The organism is Bradyrhizobium sp. (genome assembly GCF_035273305.1).
Lineage (GTDB): Bacteria > Pseudomonadota > Alphaproteobacteria > Rhizobiales > Xanthobacteraceae > Bradyrhizobium.
The window spans coordinates 1-17,257 of sequence record NZ_DATEPI010000270.1; the positions used below are offsets into that span (position 1 = coordinate 1).

General features: G+C 60.1%; 15 protein-coding genes. 9 read left to right on the forward strand and 6 right to left on the reverse strand.

Features of this window, described 5'->3' with window-relative positions; translation table 11 throughout:
* Positions 1–174: 174 nt before the first annotated feature.
* From VJV58_RS17885 to VJV58_RS17895, 3 genes are all read right to left on the reverse strand, one after another.
* A complete protein-coding gene (locus tag VJV58_RS17885; RefSeq protein ID WP_324138697.1) occupies positions 175–606 on the reverse strand; it encodes a hypothetical protein in 432 nt (143 codons plus the stop codon).
* Between the two features lie 283 nt (positions 607–889).
* Positions 890–1,129: a PilZ domain-containing protein gene (locus tag VJV58_RS17890; protein ID WP_324138698.1), complete on the reverse strand. Its 240-nt coding sequence runs from the start codon at positions 1,127–1,129 to the stop codon at positions 890–892.
* A 90-nt stretch (positions 1,130–1,219) separates the two neighbouring features.
* The gene (locus tag VJV58_RS17895) at positions 1,220–1,450 is read right to left on the reverse strand and encodes a hypothetical protein (RefSeq protein ID WP_324138699.1); all 231 of its coding nucleotides are present in this window, start codon (positions 1,448–1,450) and stop codon (positions 1,220–1,222) included.
* 200 nt (positions 1,451–1,650) lie between these two features.
* Between VJV58_RS17895 and VJV58_RS17900 the strand changes: the two genes are divergently transcribed.
* Both VJV58_RS17900 and VJV58_RS17905 read left to right on the forward strand, forming a co-directional pair.
* Entirely contained in the window at positions 1,651–4,170 is a 2,520-nt protein-coding gene (locus tag VJV58_RS17900; RefSeq protein WP_324138700.1) for a glycogen/starch/alpha-glucan phosphorylase, read from the forward strand.
* Between the two features lie 35 nt (positions 4,171–4,205).
* Positions 4,206–5,027 carry a thioesterase family protein gene (locus tag VJV58_RS17905; protein WP_324138701.1) on the forward strand — a complete coding sequence of 274 codons (822 nt, stop codon included), beginning with the start codon at positions 4,206–4,208 and terminating at the stop codon, positions 5,025–5,027.
* 152 nt (positions 5,028–5,179) lie between these two features.
* Here the strand turns inward: VJV58_RS17905 and VJV58_RS17910 are convergent, their stop codons facing one another.
* The gene (locus tag VJV58_RS17910; RefSeq protein ID WP_324138702.1) at positions 5,180–6,796 is read right to left on the reverse strand and encodes a phosphoenolpyruvate carboxykinase; all 1,617 of its coding nucleotides are present in this window, start codon (positions 6,794–6,796) and stop codon (positions 5,180–5,182) included.
* Positions 6,797–7,084: 288 nt separating this feature from the next.
* Entirely contained in the window at positions 7,085–7,822 is a 738-nt protein-coding gene (locus VJV58_RS17915; protein WP_324138703.1) for a HugZ family protein, read from the reverse strand.
* A 216-nt stretch (positions 7,823–8,038) separates the two neighbouring features.
* Between VJV58_RS17915 and VJV58_RS17920 the strand changes: the two genes are divergently transcribed.
* From VJV58_RS17920 to VJV58_RS17940, 5 genes are all read left to right on the forward strand, one after another.
* Entirely contained in the window at positions 8,039–8,740 is a 702-nt protein-coding gene (locus tag VJV58_RS17920) for a response regulator transcription factor (RefSeq protein ID WP_324138704.1), read from the forward strand.
* Positions 8,741–8,852: 112 nt separating this feature from the next.
* Positions 8,853–10,670 (forward strand): sensor histidine kinase, encoded by a 1,818-nt coding sequence (locus VJV58_RS17925; protein ID WP_324138705.1) that lies wholly within the window; start codon positions 8,853–8,855, stop codon positions 10,668–10,670.
* Complete coding sequence (locus tag VJV58_RS17930) at positions 10,667–11,194, forward strand: HPr kinase/phosphatase C-terminal domain-containing protein (RefSeq protein WP_324138706.1); 528 nt, start codon at positions 10,667–10,669, stop codon at positions 11,192–11,194. Before VJV58_RS17925 ends, VJV58_RS17930 begins: the two co-directional genes overlap by 4 nt.
* A 133-nt stretch (positions 11,195–11,327) precedes the next feature.
* Positions 11,328–11,729, forward strand: coding sequence for a PTS sugar transporter subunit IIA (locus VJV58_RS17935; RefSeq protein WP_024509305.1), 402 nt, complete (start codon positions 11,328–11,330; stop codon positions 11,727–11,729).
* Positions 11,726–12,058 carry an HPr family phosphocarrier protein gene (locus tag VJV58_RS17940; protein WP_324138707.1) on the forward strand — a complete coding sequence of 111 codons (333 nt, stop codon included), beginning with the start codon at positions 11,726–11,728 and terminating at the stop codon, positions 12,056–12,058. Before VJV58_RS17935 ends, VJV58_RS17940 begins: the two co-directional genes overlap by 4 nt.
* A 75-nt stretch (positions 12,059–12,133) precedes the next feature.
* Here VJV58_RS17940 and VJV58_RS17945 read toward each other — a convergent pair whose 3' ends face one another.
* A complete protein-coding gene (locus tag VJV58_RS17945; RefSeq protein ID WP_324138708.1) occupies positions 12,134–13,756 on the reverse strand; it encodes a glycosyltransferase family 39 protein in 1,623 nt (540 codons plus the stop codon).
* A gap of 229 nt (positions 13,757–13,985) precedes the next feature.
* Here VJV58_RS17945 and lepA point away from each other — a divergent pair, with 229 nt between their 5' ends.
* Entirely contained in the window at positions 13,986–15,791 is a 1,806-nt protein-coding gene (gene lepA / locus VJV58_RS17950) for a translation elongation factor 4 (RefSeq protein WP_324138709.1), read from the forward strand.
* A gap of 212 nt (positions 15,792–16,003) precedes the next feature.
* Positions 16,004–17,167 (forward strand): acyl-CoA dehydrogenase family protein, encoded by a 1,164-nt coding sequence (locus tag VJV58_RS17955; RefSeq protein ID WP_324138710.1) that lies wholly within the window; start codon positions 16,004–16,006, stop codon positions 17,165–17,167.
* Positions 17,168–17,257: the final 90 nt, after the last annotated feature.

The window sequence follows — 17,257 nt, forward strand, 5'->3', positions numbered from 1 at the left end:
CGCTCGCTCTACAAGGCCGGCGAATTCCTGAAGTCTTGATCGTCTTTCTTGTGCCGCGCGCGGCACGCAATTGGTAAGACGCGAATCGAAACATGCGCTCCGGATCGCTGCAGAGTTGCGATAGTTCACCTGGGCGTTGACGCCGACGCGGCCTGGGCCAACCGCAACCGCGATTCAACGACCCACGATGACGCCGATCACGTTCGGCGCCGACAGGTATTTTTCCTCGATTTGCGCGCGCGCCGCGGCCCGGTTTTCCGGCGTCAGCAACCCGCGTTTTTCGGCCAGTATCATCCAGCAGTAGCCCCACCAATCGGTGAGCATTCCGTGATCGTCGACAAGGTCGTAGCCCTGTTCGGCCGCGAATATCCGCGCATGCGCCTCATCCAGCGAATCCAGCCAGGCGTGATCGGCGTCCGAAAACAACTCGTCGCTGAAGTCATCGGTCGTGTAGCCCCAGACCGACATGCAGACCGCATTGAATTCGCGATCGATTGCGTCGTCCTCGACGAGCTGCCGACGGGAGGCCTGATGCAGACGCGAAAGCGTGCGGGCGAAGTCTGCGATTCGTGTGAGCGCGAATTGATCGAAGGCGATGGTGGACATGTAGTCCTCGAAATTTGCGACAGACCATAGATGTTGTGGGGCAACGGTGCCGAATCATTATGATATATCATGTACTTGCTAAAGTGTTCTTAATTCGTTCTCCCCTTGGGCCTAATCGCCGAACCCGCCCCGGCTTGCGCCCTAAGCGAGCGAACTCACAATCGACTGATCCTGACGAGGCAACGCGTTGCCGGCAACAGCCTCATCTTTGCTTAGGAGCCTGATAACGACTGCTGCGACCGAGGCAAGCTCAAGCGGTGCGAGCCGAAACTCATTCCTGCATTTAGTCGAAGGTGACGCCGATCCGCTTCTGCCTACGCCAGATGACGCGACATGCTCGCTTCTGTTGTTCGTTTTCAAGGACCAGCGTGAACCGATCGGGAATATACAGCGGGGTCGTGACCTGCAGGGCTGCGCCGGCGTCCGAGATATTGCGGATGGTGCACTCAAATGCGCCGCCGCCGAACTTGATCGAGCCGGCTTTCAATACACGTCGACGTGAGGCAATCCGCTGACCATCCATCGGTATTGCCATACGCCCAAAAGCTAACTGTTCTGTAAACCGGCGCTCGTACTTTTACCGAGAGATGGAAATCGGCGATTTCGTTCCAGCTCACATGGCCGACAGCAGCTTGTCCCCGCAGTAATTGGCATAGAATTTTCCGCCGCACTGCCGCCGGATGGCGGCGCAGCGCGCCGCTGGCGAGGCCTTGGCGGGTACGCTGAATGAACAGCTCAGGCCACCAGCGCTTCGGCCCATCTTGCCGGCGGCAAAGGCCGCGCTGGTCGCGCCGATGCAGAACACCAGAACTACGGCCGCGATGATCTCGATCATCAGTCTCATGGCGAGGTCCTTTCCTAGTAAAGCCACACCCCGGTTCCAACGCTGACCATATCACCGAGTTCGCCAACCTCAGAGAGCAACAATGGTCAGTCGTTGCAGAAAAGCCATGCATGCATTGCACAATCGAGACATCGCAGCGGTTCCGAACGAGGCGTAACGCGCGTATTATCAAGCGGCGATTCAGCAAGGGATTTTCCAATTTGCCCGACCAATCATTCGGCCCGAGGTCTCCAGCGCACGCGATCGATGAACTGGCGCTGTCCGAGATCAAAGGCGCGATCCTCGCAAAGCTGCGCCTTGCGATCGGCAAGGATGCCGAGATGGCAACCCGGCACGACTGGTACAAGGCTGCCGCCCTGGCGCTGCGCGACCGGATCGTGCACCGCTGGCTCACCACAGAGAAGCAGAGCTACGACGCCGGTCGCAAGCGGGTTTACTATCTCAGCCTCGAATTTCTGATCGGGCGCCTTTTCACCGATGCCTTGAACAATATGGGGCTTTTGGCGGTATTCGAGGCCGCCCTGGGCGATCTCGGCGTCAGCTTAGCGGATTTGCGGAAATGCGAACCCGACGCCGCGCTTGGTAACGGCGGCCTCGGACGCCTCGCGGCATGTTTTATGGAGAGCATGGCCACGCTTGCCATACCCGCGATCGGGTACGGCATCCGTTACGATTTCGGCCTGTTCCGGCAGATCATCGCGCAGGGCTGGCAGCAGGAATATCCGGACGAGTGGCTGAGCTTCGGCAACCCCTGGGAATTTCAGCGGCCGGAGGTCGTCTATCATGTCCATTTCGGGGGCACCGTTGAGCAAGTCGCGAACAACGGGCGCGAGCAGGCGATCTGGCATCCGGCGGAGACCGTGCAGGCGGTCGCCTACGACACGCCTATCGTCGGTTGGCGCGGTCAGCACGTAAACGCGCTGCGGCTATGGTCGGCGCGCTCGCCCGACCCGCTCAAGCTCGACGTCTTTAACACCGGTGATTTTCTCGGAGCCAGCGCCGAGGAGGCGCGCGCCGAGTCGATCTGCAAGTTCCTGTATCCCAATGACGAGAGTCCGGCCGGACGCGAGCTACGGTTGCGTCAGGAATATTTCTTTGTCTCGGCCTCGCTGCAGGATCTGATCAATCGTCATCTTGCGTCCGATGGGCACCTGCGCGGCCTTGCATCCAAAGCGGCGGTGCAACTCAACGATACCCATCCCAGCCTCGCCGTCACTGAACTGATGCGCATCCTGATCGATCTTCACAACTTCCGCTGGGAGCAAGCCTGGCAGATCACGGTGGCGACTCTGTCCTACACCAACCACACGCTATTCCCTGAAGCGCTCGAGACCTGGCCGGTCGAATTGTTCGAACGCCTGCTGCCGCGCCATCTGGAAATCATCTATCGGATCAATGTCGCGCATCTGGCGCTGGCGGAGGCGCGCGCTCCCGCGGATGTCGAGTTCAAGGCCTCGGTGTCGTTGATCGACGAGAAATCCGGGCGCAGGGTGCGCATGGGGCAGCTGGCGTTTGTCGGCTCGCACCGCATCAACGGCGTCTCGGCAATGCATTCCGAGCTGATGCGCGAGACCGTGTTTCGTGACCTCAATCATCTCTATCCGGGCCGTATCACCAACAAGACCAACGGCATCACGTTCCGCCGGTGGTTAATGGTTGCGAATCCGAAACTGACAGACGTGCTACGCGAGGCCTGCGGCGAAGCCGTCCTTGATGATCCAACGTTGCTCGAGAACCTTGAACCTCGCGCCAGCGACAACGTGTTCCAGCAGCAATTCCGGAGCGTCAAGCACCACAACAAGATTGCCTTGGCGCGCCTGATCCGAGAGCGCCTCAATGTTCTGGTCGATCCGAGCGCGCTGTTCGATGTTCAGATCAAACGCATCCATGAATACAAGCGTCAACTGCTTAATATCCTGGAAACCGTGGCGCTCTATCAGGCGATGAAGGACGATCCGCAGCGCGACTGGGTGCCTCGCGTAAAGATCTTCGCGGGTAAAGCGGCGGCGAGCTATCGCTATGCCAAGCTGGTTATCAAACTCATCAACGACGTCGCCGACGTCATCAATAACGATGCTGCCATTTCCGGGCGGCTGAAAATCGCGTTCCTGCCCGACTACAACGTCAGCCTGGCGGAGGTCATTATCCCGGCCGCCGATCTGTCCGAGCAGATCTCCACCGCCGGCATGGAAGCCTCCGGCACCGGCAACATGAAACTTGCACTGAATGGTGCGCTGACCATCGGAACACTTGACGGCGCTAATATCGAAATCCGCGATCACGTCGGCCCGGAAAACATCGCGATCTTCGGAATGGAGGCGCTGGACGTGGTGGCGCGGCGCAGCCAGGGCCTCGATGCGACTGATGTGATCCGCCGTTCCCCCAAACTTTCCCGCGCCATAAATGCCATCGAGTCCGGCGAATTCTCACCGGGCGATCCCGGCCGATTCGAATCGATCGCGCATGCGCTGCGCCATCTCGACTACTACATGGTCAGCGCCGATTTCGATTCCTATTACGAGTGCCAGCGCGGGATCGACGCGCGCTGGCAGGTAGTCCCGGCATGGACTCGGGCGTCCATCTTGAACGTGGCGAGAATGGCGTGGTTCTCCTCAGATCGCACCATCAGGGAATATGCCGAGGATATCTGGAGAGTGCCGTTGCGGCCGACGTTGCCGCTGGTTCAAGAACCCGGCCTCCATCGTGGGACGACGCGCTAGCGTCCAGCTGCGGCCCAGTCAGGATGTGACGTGTTATGCTTGAAAGGACTAAGCGCCACCTGTTCGACGAGGCCACGCGTGTGAGCGCTGGCGACAGCCGCTGGCTGGGGCAGACCAGCGAAGATTATTGGGCATTCGTCGGGCCGTTTGGCGGCGCCACCGCCGCCACCATGCTGCGCGCGCTGATCGATCACCCGCAGCGATCAGGCGACCCGCTGTCGTTCACCGTCAACTATTGCGCGCTGATCGCGGAAGGCGTTTTCGATCTCGACGTTCGCCTGGTGAGGGCCAACCGTTCCACCCAGCACTGGAGTATCGAACTGACTCAAGCAGGTGGTGATGTATTGACGCTTGCGACCGCCGTGTTCGCCGAGCGGCGTCCGTCCTGGTCGCATCAGCCGACGCAGTTGCCGCAGGTCAGGCCATTCGAGGAAATTCGGCCGTTTCACGGGTTCGGAGCGTCCTGGATCAAACAATACGATTTTCGCTTCATCGACGGTGAACCGGATTTCAGCGCCGCCAATAAAGACGTGCCAGCCAGCGCGTTCTCCAACATGTGGATCAGCGACCGCATTCCGCGCAAGATTGACGCGCTTTCGCTGATGTCGATGTCGGACGCGTTCTTCGGCCGCGTGTTTCATGTCAGGCGCGAGCTGGTGCCGTTCGGAACGGTGTCGCTGACGACTTATTTCCATATCGATGCTGAAGAACTGACGCGCGAAGACATCAGTCGCGTGCTCGCGATCGCCGACGCCAACATCTTCCACAAGGGCTACGGCGACCAAACCGGCAAGCTCTGGTCTCCAAGCGGACGCCTGCTCGCGACCACCCATCAGATTGCCTATTTCAAGGCATAGGGCCAGGCGAAGGCGCTTGGGTTCGCGCCCGGATCATCTTTCCCGCTGAACGCCGCTGCGCGGACGGCGACTCGTCGTAATTCTGTCTAAGGTAGCCGCATAAAAAGGGGCGGTCTCGCGACCGCCCTTTTGACCGAGACGTTTCCTCCGCGTCACTCGGCTGCGAGTTTGGCTTCGGGCGCGGCGGCGCGAACATCCGCATCCACCTGGGCTTCGAACTTCGCAAAGTTTTTCTGAAACATGCCGACCAGCGCGCGCGCGGTCTTGTCGAACTCCGCTTTGTCTTTCCAGGTGTTGACCGGATCGAGGATTTCGCTGGGTACGCCGGGCAGCGCGGTCGGGACCGCGAACCCGAAATACTTGTCAGTGCGGAATTCCACGGTGCGCAGCGAGCCGTCGAGCGCCGCGCTCAAGAGCGCACGCGTGACCTTGATCGGCATCCGGCTGCCGGTGCCGAACTTGCCCCCAGTCCAGCCGGTGTTGACCAGCCAGCAATCGACATTGTGCTTGGCGATCAGCTCGCGGAGCATGTTGCCGTACACCGAAGGATCCAGCGGCAGGAACGGCGAGCCGAAGCAGGTCGAGAATTCCGGCTGCGGCTCCGAGCCGAGTCCACGCTCAGTCCCCGCCACCTTCGCGGTGTAGCCGGAAAGGAAATGATACATCGCCTGGGCCGGCGACAGCTTGGCAATCGGCGGCAACACGCCGAACGCGTCAGCCGCGAGCATCACCACATTCTTTGGATGGCCAGCGCGGCCGCTGCGCGAGGCATTCGGAATAAAGTCCAGCGGATAGGCCGAGCGCGTGTTCTCGGTTTTCGAGCCGTCGTCGAAGTCCGGCTCCCTGGTATCTTCGTCGAGCACCACATTCTCGAGCACGGCTCCGAACCGTTTGCTCGCCGCGTAAATCTCCGGTTCGGCCTCTTTCGACAGCCTGATGCATTTGGCGTAGCAGCCGCCTTCGAAATTGAAGATGCCATCTCTGCCCCAGCCATGCTCATCGTCGCCGATCAGTGTGCGCTTCGGATCCGCAGACAGCGTCGTTTTGCCCGTCCCGGACAGGCCGAAGAAGATCGCGGCATCGCCCTTGGGCCCAACGTTGGCCGAGCAGTGCATCGGCATCACTCCCTTGGCCGGTAGATAATAGTTGAGCGTGGTGAACACCGACTTCTTCATCTCGCCGGCATAATAAGACCCGCCGATCAGGACGATCTTGCGGGCGAAATCGATCGCAACCACGTTTTCGGAACGCACGCCGTGCCGTTTGGGATCAGCGCGGAAGCTCGGCATATCGATGATGGTGAGCTCGGGCACGAAATCGGCGAGCGCCGATTGTTCCGGCCGGATCAGCAAAGTACGAATGAACAACGAGTGCCAGGCGAGTTCAGTGAAGACGCGGGTCTTGATCCGAAAGTTGGGATCAGCGCCGCCGTAAAGGTCCTGCGCAAAAAGCGTCATGCCTTCGCCGTGGCTGAGGAAGTCGCGGTACAGCGCTTCGAACTGTTCGGAGGTGATCGACTGGTTACCAGCCCACCACATGCTCTTGTCGGTGGTGGCATCGCGAACCGTGAACTTGTCCTTTGGACTACGTCCGGTGAAATCGCCGGTATCGGCGCACAACGCGCCGTCGGCGGATAACACCGCTTCGCCGGCTGCCAGCGCGTGCTGGTAAAGCTGCGGCGCGCCGAGATTCCAGTGCACGCGTTTGAGATTTTTTAAGCCGAATTTATCGGCGCCGAAGGCACCGTTGCGTATACCGCTCTCTTGCACGGAAGAATCCTCCTCGAATCCGCATTTCGAATGCGCCATACCGCACGCGCTTTTCGATCGCGGTTACCTTGAATATAGCCTTCCGGCTCCAGCCCGGCGACCTAATAGTCATGAACGCCGGGCTTGCCAAGCCGATCCCCTATTTTTTGGTTTATTCGAAGGCGGAAGATCGATGGCGTGGCGATCACACCAAAATGACGGCCTTAAAAGTGTTCGCAATCAACTTCGTAGTCGGGCGGGATTGGAATTCGTCAGCCTATTGCGGCGCACAATTGCAGCCATGTTCGGCTATTGTTTCGCCCTTGCTTGATCCGCAAGGTTGACCAACATCTTCCGCAAGTCGCCCGGCCCGGTTACCCGCTCTGGAAAATCCAGCCGCAAGGTTTTATTGGCTGCCTGCAGGTCGAGGCCATCGGGATCACACCCGCTGCAGAGCCATTCGATGCCTTCATCAGCACCGAGCAATTTTGTCGCATAGAGCTTGATCGCGTCACGATGATCTGCATTGAGGTGATCAACGGCGCCCTGCTCGGCTTGCAGCAGCGCTTCAGCGCCAGAAAGATCGGTCAGAAACTGCTCTGGCCTTAGATCCACGATCCGGCCGAAACCAGCCACTAAATGGGTGCCGCTGACGTGGACGCGGAAGAACGAGAAATCCTCGAAATCGACGAATGCCTCGGCCGACGGATGGGCTTTCAGGTAGCGCCGTCGCAAAATCTCCTCTTCCGAACCGCCGGCCCGCTCGGCGCGCCCGTTCAGCATAATGCGGGAAGCTTCCAGCGGATCGCCCGCAACCCGTTCGTCCAGCATCAGCGAGACCCTGCTATCGGCGAGGATGTTGCGGGTATGAACCGCCAGCTGCGAAATCAGCAGGATCGGGGAGCCATCGGGATGGGTTGCGACGTTTACCAGCGAGCAATAGGGGTCACCGCTGCCGACCATCAGGGTCGCCAATGCCCCCTGGCGGCTCCGGCGCAGCAACGAGCGGACCACACTCGCGGGGTCAAAATCATCGGCTGGCTGCATTGGTCGTATTCCCCGGGGTCATTGCAAAAGGGGCCTTTTTTGGGCAAAATCAGTCGTTATATAGCCCAGAACCCGGTTTTGGCCCGGGCGTTTCGCGGAACACGGTCACACTTCAGCCTAGCTTGCATTGCTCGTTGACCTAGTTCGAAGCCCACTTATGCGGCGCATCACCGATTTGCTCGCCGCGATGGCAATCTAATATCTGAAAGCAGGCTCATGCCCACAATCGCCTTGGTCGATGACGACCGCAACATTCTCACATCCGTCTCGATCGCGCTCGAAGCCGAAGGTTATCGCATCATGACCTACACGGACGGCGCTTCCGCGCTTGATGGCTTTCGCACCAGTCCGCCAGACCTCGCGATCCTCGACATCAAGATGCCGCGCATGGATGGGATGGAGACATTGCGGCGGCTGCGGCAGAAATCCGATCTCCCCGTGATCTTCCTCACCTCCAAGGACGAGGAAATTGACGAATTGTTCGGGCTCAAAATGGGCGCCGACGATTTCATTCGCAAGCCGTTTTCGCAACGTCTCCTGGTGGAGCGCGTGAAAGCGGTGCTGCGACGCTCCGCGCCGAAAGATCCGACCGCCGTACCAAAGGAGACCGACGCAAAGGCGCTGGATCGTGGATTGTTGCGCATGGATCCAGAGCGTCACACTTGCACCTGGAAGAATGAGCCCGTGACATTGACGGTGACAGAATTTCTGATCCTGCAGGCGTTGGCGACGCGTCCCGGTGTGGTGAAGAGCCGCAACGCGCTGATGGACGCGGCCTACGACGATCAAGTCTACGTCGATGATCGCACCATCGATAGCCACATCAAGCGACTGCGCAAGAAGTTCAAAGTGGTCGATGACGATTTCGAAATGATCGAAACATTGTACGGGGTGGGCTATCGCTTCAAGGAGACCTGATTACCCGGTATTTGACCCAGCGGTTTGTTAACTGACGCCGACGCTGATTTCCGATACAATGCGAACGCGCCTGCAAAAAGGACGCAAATCGAAACAACCGGCAGCTTGGCCATTGCTTGATCGAACGCAGCCTGATCCGAACCTGAATGCCAAGGACGTATCGTCGCCTCTGGCTTTCGATCCCGTTGCTTTCGACAAGCCAGCATCGCAGGGATGGCGTCGGCCGCTGGGCTGGCTAACTCGCGCCGGGCAATTCTTCTTCGCGCTCAGCTTCTCCAGCTTGACCCGCCGCATCGTTTCCTTGAATCTGGCCGGTCTTGTCGCGCTGGTTGCGAGCATTCTTTATCTCTCGCAATTCCGTGCCGGCCTGATCGACGCCCGGGCGCAAAGCCTGTTGGTGCAAGCCGAGATTATCGCCGGCGCGATCGCTGCATCCGCTACCGTCGAGACCAACACCATCACTATCGATCCCGAACGGCTGCAGGACCTGAAGCCCGGCGAAAGTTATGGCGCGCCCGATGAGTTTTCCGGGCTGGATTTTCCGATCAATCCGGAGCGTGTTGCGCCTGTGTTGCGACGGCTGATATCGCCCACCAAGACCCGCGCGCGCATTTACGACCGCGACGGTGGTCTGCTGCTTGACAGCCGAAGTCTGTACGGGCGCGGTGACGTGCTGCGTTTCGAGTTGCCACCACCCACCGTGGAGAAGCCGGGCATCGCGGAACGGACAATGATCGCGATCCGCACCTGGCTCAATCGGGGCGATCTGCCGCTCTACCGCGAACTCGGACCGGAGAACGGCAGCGGGTATCGCGAAGTCGCACAATCGTTGAAGGGACAGAAAACCAGCATGGTTCGCGTCAACGACCGCGGCGAGGTGATCGTCTCCGTGGCCGTACCGGTGCAGCGCTTCCGCGCCATTCACGGCGCTTTGATGCTCTCGACGCAAGGCGACGATATCGACCAGATGGTGACCGCCGAGCGGCTTGCGATTTTGAAGGTCGGCGGCGTCGCATCCGCGGTGATGATCATGCTCTCATTGCTGCTGGCGAGCACCATCGCAGGCCCGGTGCGCCGGCTTGCCGATAGCGCGGAGCGCGTCCGCCGGCGCATTCGCACCCGTGTCGAAATACCCGATTTCACCCGTCGTCGTGACGAGATCGGTCACCTCTCGGGTGCGCTGCGCGACATGACCGAAGCGCTTTACAACCGCATCGAGGCGATCGAGATGTTCGCCGCCGACGTCGCTCATGAACTGAAGAACCCATTGACCTCGTTGCGATCGGCGGTGGAGACGCTGCCCTTGGCACGCGCCGAGAGCAGCCGCTCGCGGTTGCTGGCGGTGATCGAACACGACGTCAAACGGCTTGATCGACTGATCTCGGACATTTCCGATGCGAGCCGGTTGGATGCCGAGTTGCAACGGCAGGACATGACGCCGGTCGATCTTCGCCGGCTGCTCACGACGCTTACGTCGGTCGCCAACGAAACCCGGCTCGGCCATGACGTCGCCGTCGAGATTCGATTTGAAGGTCGTGGCCCCAATGATACGTTCTCGGTACCCGGCCACGACTCCAGACTTGGTCAGGTCATCTCGAATCTTCTGGTCAATGCGCAGTCATTTTCGCATACGGGCGGCAAGGTGCGTATCGTCTGTCGCCGCGTAAGAGCGGAAATCGAGATCGTGGTCGATGACGATGGGCCGGGGATCCGCGACGACGCCCTGGAGCGCATCTTCCAGCGCTTCTATACCGACCGGCCGCATCAGGGCTTCGGACAGAACTCCGGACTCGGATTGTCCATTTCCAAGCAAATCATCGAGGCGCATGGCGGCCGGATCTGGGCCGAAAATCGTCCCGGTCCGCTCGGTCCCGATAATGAAACCTCCGTGGCTGGCGCCCGGTTCGTGGTGCGGTTGCCTGCGCCATGACCGCGCACGGCAACGCGAGTTCGCACGCATCCGCGGTGCTGGTGGGTGAACGGGCGGTGCTGATCCGTGGGCCGTCAGGCTCGGGCAAATCGCGCCTTGCCTTCGATCTGATCCTTGCCGGCCGCTCGGGCCAAATACCGGATGCGGTGTTGATCGGCGACGACCGCATCCATATTCAGGCGGTAAAGGGCGACCTTGTCGTGCGGCCGGTGCGCGAACTGGCCGGGCTGATCGAAATCCGCGGGCTCGGCATTCGCCGCTGCGCCTTTGCCGAACAGGCCGTTGTGGGATTGCTGGTGGATCTTTCGGCCGAGGATGCCGAGCGCCTGCCATCAGCGGGAGCGCTTCAGGCGAATGTCCAAGGTGTTAAGATACCGCGCATCCCCATAGGTAAGGGCTTTGCACCGCTGCCCCTGGTGGTTGCAGCCCTTACACTGGCGGCGAGTTCATCTTCCGGGGAACCGGCCGTGGATTGTTGGAAGGGAATTGGTAACCATATAACCCCCACTATCGCCACCGAATAGACCGGGCGCAGCCTCCCCATTTTAGCGCCAGTTTCCGGGAGAATCGCCAAGATGCCCTCTTGCGCGGGGGCTCTGGATGGTCAAAGTGGCGCGTTCGTGCGGTGCACCAAAAAGCACCCGCGAGGAGTTTCCGATGATTGGGCTAGTACTTGTGACCCATGGGCGCCTTGCCGACGAGTTCAAGGCGGCGCTCGAACACGTGATGGGTCCGCAAAAGCAAATCGAGGCCGTTACGATCGGGGCCGAGGACGATTCCGATCTTTGTCGCAGCGACATCATCGAAGCGGTCAATCGCGTCGACAGCGGCGACGGTGTAGCCATTCTTACCGATATGTTCGGCGGCACACCTTCCAATCTCGCCATCTCCTGCATGAGCCGCCCGAAAGTGGAAGTACTGGCAGGAATAAACCTTCCTATGTTGGTCAAGCTCGCCAAAGTCCGCGAAGAGCGATCGCTTCCGGACGCGATCGCGATGGCTCAGGAAGCCGGTCGCAAATACGTCACTATCGCCAGCCGCGTTCTCGCCGGCAAATGAGTGAAGACGAAGTCCCCTCCTCTGATCATGAGGCCGGGCCCACTATCCCCCCAGGCGCAATTTCCCGCGAACTTCCGATCATCAACAAACGCGGCCTTCACGCGCGCGCTTCCGCAAAATTCGTTCAGATGGTGGAGCGCTTCAATGCGGAGGTATGGGTGACCCGCGGCACCGAGACGGTCGGCGGTACTTCCATCATGGGGCTCATGATGCTCTCAGCGGCACCCGGAACCTCGATCGTCGTCTCCGCTGTTGGTCCCGAGGCCGAACAGGCGCTCGATGCGATTACGGAACTAGTCGCCAGCAAGTTCAACGAGGAAGGCACGTGACCCCTCAAGCCCCACATGCTGGCGAACGGGCTGGATCGCACGCGCTTCCCTCTTTGATGAAGCGCGAGAAAGAAGTCAGTTCGCGGGTGGTGCGATGTAAGCATTCCAGGTGATCGCCGGACCCGGATGCCCGCGAAAGAAGCGTCGCGTGGTGATGGTGAGAGGCTCCGCGTTCGCTGCATTCGCCCTCATCCATGCCTCGCATTCCGGCAGCGCTGCTTGCCTGCTGTCGCAAATGCCGATGAAGCCGAGCCGCTTGGCCTCGTCGATCGAGGTGAGCCCGGACGACCACGGTTCGTCAAGCGTCAACCGTGCCGGATGATCCGGACTGTAGAATGTCATGGGCTCGCCGACCTCCATGCTGGCGGCGACCACGGCCCATCTGGTGCGAAAGCGGGCGTGCCAGGCTTGCGTCAACTCGCGGGCAAGCTGAGAGCGGTCCGCATATCCTGAAGCGCCATTGGGATTGTCGGCGATCTCGCGCGCGGCAATGTAAGGCGATGCGACCAGGGTTGCGACTGTGACCACCAGCCAGATTGCCGCGATGTTGAAAAGTGCCCTGCTCTGCAGCCGCAGCGAAGGTATCGCGACCAGCGCCAGTGGCGTGAGAAAGAACAGCGATATTCCCCAATCCGTTTTCAGGTAAACGGTGAATATAAGCGCGCCGAGCGGCGCTCCTAACGCGACCACGACCTGAACGATCCAGACGTTGATCGCCTGAGAGATGTCTACAACTGCGTTTTCGGCGGCTTTGTGTGCGCGCGTGAATAGCGATGCTAGCCTCGTCTGCATTCTCAACCGGGCGGGGACACAAGCCAAAGCCAGCGCGGCCAAAGCCACCGGGACTAGCAGCAGCACCAGATTGTGGCCGATATATCCGAGCACAAGCTGCGCGGTGTAGGCACGGCTCGACAGGCTGTAGACGGAGCCGGCGTAGGTCAGCGGTACGAAATCGACCTCTTCCAGCCAGATCAAATGCGGGATCATGGCCACCGCGAGCGTGACGATCGCCACCCAGGGTGCGGGCGAGCCCAGAAATTTTCGCCGCTCGGGATGAATGAGCGCCGCCAGACCAATCGCGCCGATCATCGTCAGCACCCAATATTTGGTCATGAGTGCCAGCGCGCCGGCAAGCCCAAGCCACAGGCCTGACATTACGCTGCGGCGTGGAAACGCGTTGAGATACGCGAGCACCATCAACGGCAATGTTACGAGCTGCAGCAGATCTGGATTGTACTTAAATCCTTTGAAATTGAAGATCGGATAGAGCGCGAGCATCACCACGACAAAGAAGGCGCGGCGTCGATCGACAACACGCAGACTGATCAGCCAGCAGATCACCAACCCACAGCCGAGCGTCGCCATAGCGAGCGCGTAAGTCGCCCAGTCGGCGACCGGAAAGATCTTGAACCAGAATCCGGCGATCCAGCCCGCGAGCGGCGGATGCTTGCCGTATCCGAGTTGGAATTTCTGACCCCAGCCAAACGCTTCGGCGACATCCATATGGATGTCCTGGGCCGCCTTGAGCTGGACCAGGATCAAAGTCCAGAGCGCCGCATGCGCGGCCGCAAAACCGATCACCAGAAGCAGCCCGCTCCTTCGATTGCGGGCGCACGCGACCAGCCACGCCGCGAGCCGACGCATCCGCAGCTTGTGGCGCGAACGCGAAGCCGCTGGCAAAAACGATGCGGTTGTCATGGCCATCTGCGTAGCGTGTTTTGGCGAGAAGTGGAATCAGCTTGCCGTGAAAACAGGTAGTCCAAGGCTACATGCGGACCGGCAGCTCCGAACGGAACATCGTTGGAATTGAATCACTTGCACTGACTTGCCCCATGGCCATCCATGCACTGCGTACTATCGTCGTGATGTGCCGTAAAAACAGCGCATTATGGTTGCCGCACCGGGGCGCGAATGCTATCTCGCGCCCATGACATCCATCCCCATTTCGAATATCCGCAACTTCGCCATCGTTGCGCATATCGACCATGGCAAATCGACGCTCGCCGACCGCCTGATTCAGAAAACTGGCGGTTTGCAAGCGCGCGAGATGAAGGAGCAGGTGCTCGATTCCATGGATATCGAGCGTGAGCGCGGCATCACCATCAAGGCACAGACGGTCCGGCTCAGCTATTCGGCCAAGAATGGTCAGACTTACATCCTCAACTTGATCGACACGCCGGGCCACGTCGATTTCGCCTATGAGGTTTCGCGGTCACTGGCGGCGTGCGAGGGCTCGCTACTCGTCGTCGACGCGAGCCAGGGAGTCGAGGCGCAGACGCTGGCAAACGTCTATCATGCGATCGACGCCGGGCACGAGATTGTCCCCGTTCTCAACAAGATCGACCTGCCGGCGGCCGAACCCGACCAGGTGAAACAGCAGATCGAGGACGTGATCGGCATCGATGCGTCCGACGCGGTGATGATTTCGGCGAAGACCGGTCTCGGCATCGACGAGGTGCTGGAAGCTATCGTGCACCGGCTGCCGCCGCCCAAGGGCGATCGCGAGGCCTCGCTCAAGGCGCTGCTGGTCGATTCCTGGTATGACGTCTATCTCGGCGTCGTGGTGCTGGTCCGCATTGTCGACGGCGTGCTCAAGAAGGGGCAGCGCATCCGTATGATGGGCACGAACGCCGCGTACGATATCGAGCGCGTCGGTTTCTTCACGCCGAAGATGCAGCAGATCGAGGAACTCGGCCCGGGCGAGATCGGGTTTATCACCGCTGCGATCAAGGAAGTGGCCGACACCCGCGTAGGCGACACCATCACTGACGACCGAAAGCCGGTCAGCGATATGCTCCCGGGCTTCAAGCCGGCGATCCCGGTGGTGTTCTGCGGACTGTTTCCGGTCGATGCCGACGATTTCGAAACGCTGCGGGCAGCGATGGGCAAATTGCGCCTCAACGACGCCAGCTTTTCGTTCGAAATGGAAACCTCGGCCGCATTGGGATTTGGTTTCCGCTGCGGCTTCCTCGGCTTGCTACACCTCGAGATCATTCAGGAGCGGTTGCAGCGGGAGTTCGATCTCAATCTGATCGCGACCGCCCCGTCGGTGATCTACAAGATGCATCTCACGGACGGGCAGGGGATCGAGATTCACAATCCGATCGACATGCCGGACGTGGTGAAGATCGCCGAGATCGAGGAGCCGTGGATCGAAGCCACTATACTGACACCGGACGAATATCTCGGCAGCGTGCTGAAGCTATGCCAGGACCGCCGCGGCTCGCAAAAAGAGCTCACTTATGTCGGCAATCGGGCGATGGTGAAATACGAGCTACCGCTGAACGAAGTGGTGTTCGATTTTTACGACCGTCTGAAGTCGGTTTCCAAGGGCTATGCGTCCTTTGACTATCATCTGACCGACTACAAGCCCGCCGATCTGGTGAAGATGCAAATCCTGGTCAACAACGAACCGGTGGACGCGCTGTCAATGCTGGTGCACCGACAGCGAGCCGAGGGACGCGGCCGCGCCATGGTCGAGAAGATGAAGGAACTGATACCGCCGCATATGTTCCAGATCCCGATTCAGGCAGCCATCGGCGGCAAGGTAATTGCCCGCGAAACCGTTCGCGCGCTTCGCAAGGACGTGACCGCCAAATGCTACGGCGGCGATATCACGCGCAAGCGAAAACTTCTGGAGAAGCAGAAGGAAGGCAAGAAGAAAATGCGGCAGTTCGGCAAGGTAGACATTCCGCAGGAAGCTTTCATTGCCGCGCTGAAAGTCGATAGCTGATGAATTGCGGTGCGTCAGTATCGATGGAGCGGCTGCTCCATGCGCTTAAGACACGCATGACTGTTCGGCCCCGCAATAACCGCATTGAAGAGCGCTGATCGAGCATCAGCTTCGCGTTCAGATCACGCTTGCACCACCTTGATCCGCCGCCGCGGATGGCCCACCATTGCGCGTTTGCCAATTAGAACAGCCAAGAAGGGCGAGGGAAACGCATGAACAAGGTTCCCGGCTTCGGACTGATCGAACGTGCCCGCACGCTGGCGCCGCTGATCGCTCGCGAAGCCGACGAGATCGAGCGCAGGCGTACTCTTACCGAGCCCGTGGTTTCCGCCTTGATCGACAACGGGCTGTACCGGGCACTGCTGCCGCAGAGCCTCGGCGGCCTCGAAGCACCACCCGAAATTTTCATGCAGATGCTGGAAGAGATCGCGAAAGCTGATGCCTCCACGGCGTGGTGCCTTGGCCAGTGTTCTGTGTGCGCAATGGTCGCCGCGTATCTCGATGCCGATGCTGCCCTCGAAATTTTCAACACGCCGCCAGGCATTCTCGCCTGGGGGGCAATTGCCAACGATGTTCGAGTGGTCCCGGGCGGATATCACGCCAATGCGCGGTGGGACTTTGCCAGCGGCTCACGCCAGGCGAGCTGGCTCGGCGCCCACGTCAGGATCGTCGAAGCGGACGGGTCGGCGCGGCTGAAGCCGAACGGAGCGCCGGAGGTGCGTACCATCCTGTTTCCGGTGACCAGCGCTACCACCTACGACGTTTGGGACGTGATCGGTCTCAATGGCACCGGTACTGATTCCTACTCGGTTGAAAATTTGTTCATACCCGAGAAATTCGCAGCGCTGCGCGATGAACCAACTGCGCGTCGCGAACAAGGCCCGCTATATAAACTCAGTACCTACACAATGTTCGGGCTTGGCTTCGCCGCGGTCTCACTCGGCGTCGCGCGCGCCACGCTGGACGCAGCGATTGATCTCGCCCGCGGCAAGGAATCCGTGGGCATCAAGGCGATGCGTGAGAACAGTGCCGTTCAGGCCCAGATCGGGCGGACCGAAGGAAATTTGCGCGCGGCGCGCGCTTATCTCTATGCCACCGTCACAGAGGCTTGGCGCGAATTGACGCGCATTGGCGAGGCCGCCGAAGATCAACGCGTAGCGCTTCGCCTCGCCGCCACCTGGACCATCCATCAGGCGGCCTTGGTCGTCGACATCGCCTATCACATGGCCGGTGCCACCGCCGTGTTCAGGGCTAACAGGTTCGAGCGCCGCTTCCGCGACATGCATGCGATCGCCCAGCAGGTCCAGGCCCGCGACACTCATTACGAAGACGTCGGCAAGGCGATACTGGCAAGCCTTGGCGCGACGGCCCCGTAATACTACGTCCAGGCCATTTACCTCCGTTGTTAAGAACTTTCATGAAAGATTCCGAATCTTCCTCTCGCGGAGTTTCGGGATGTCCCGCTT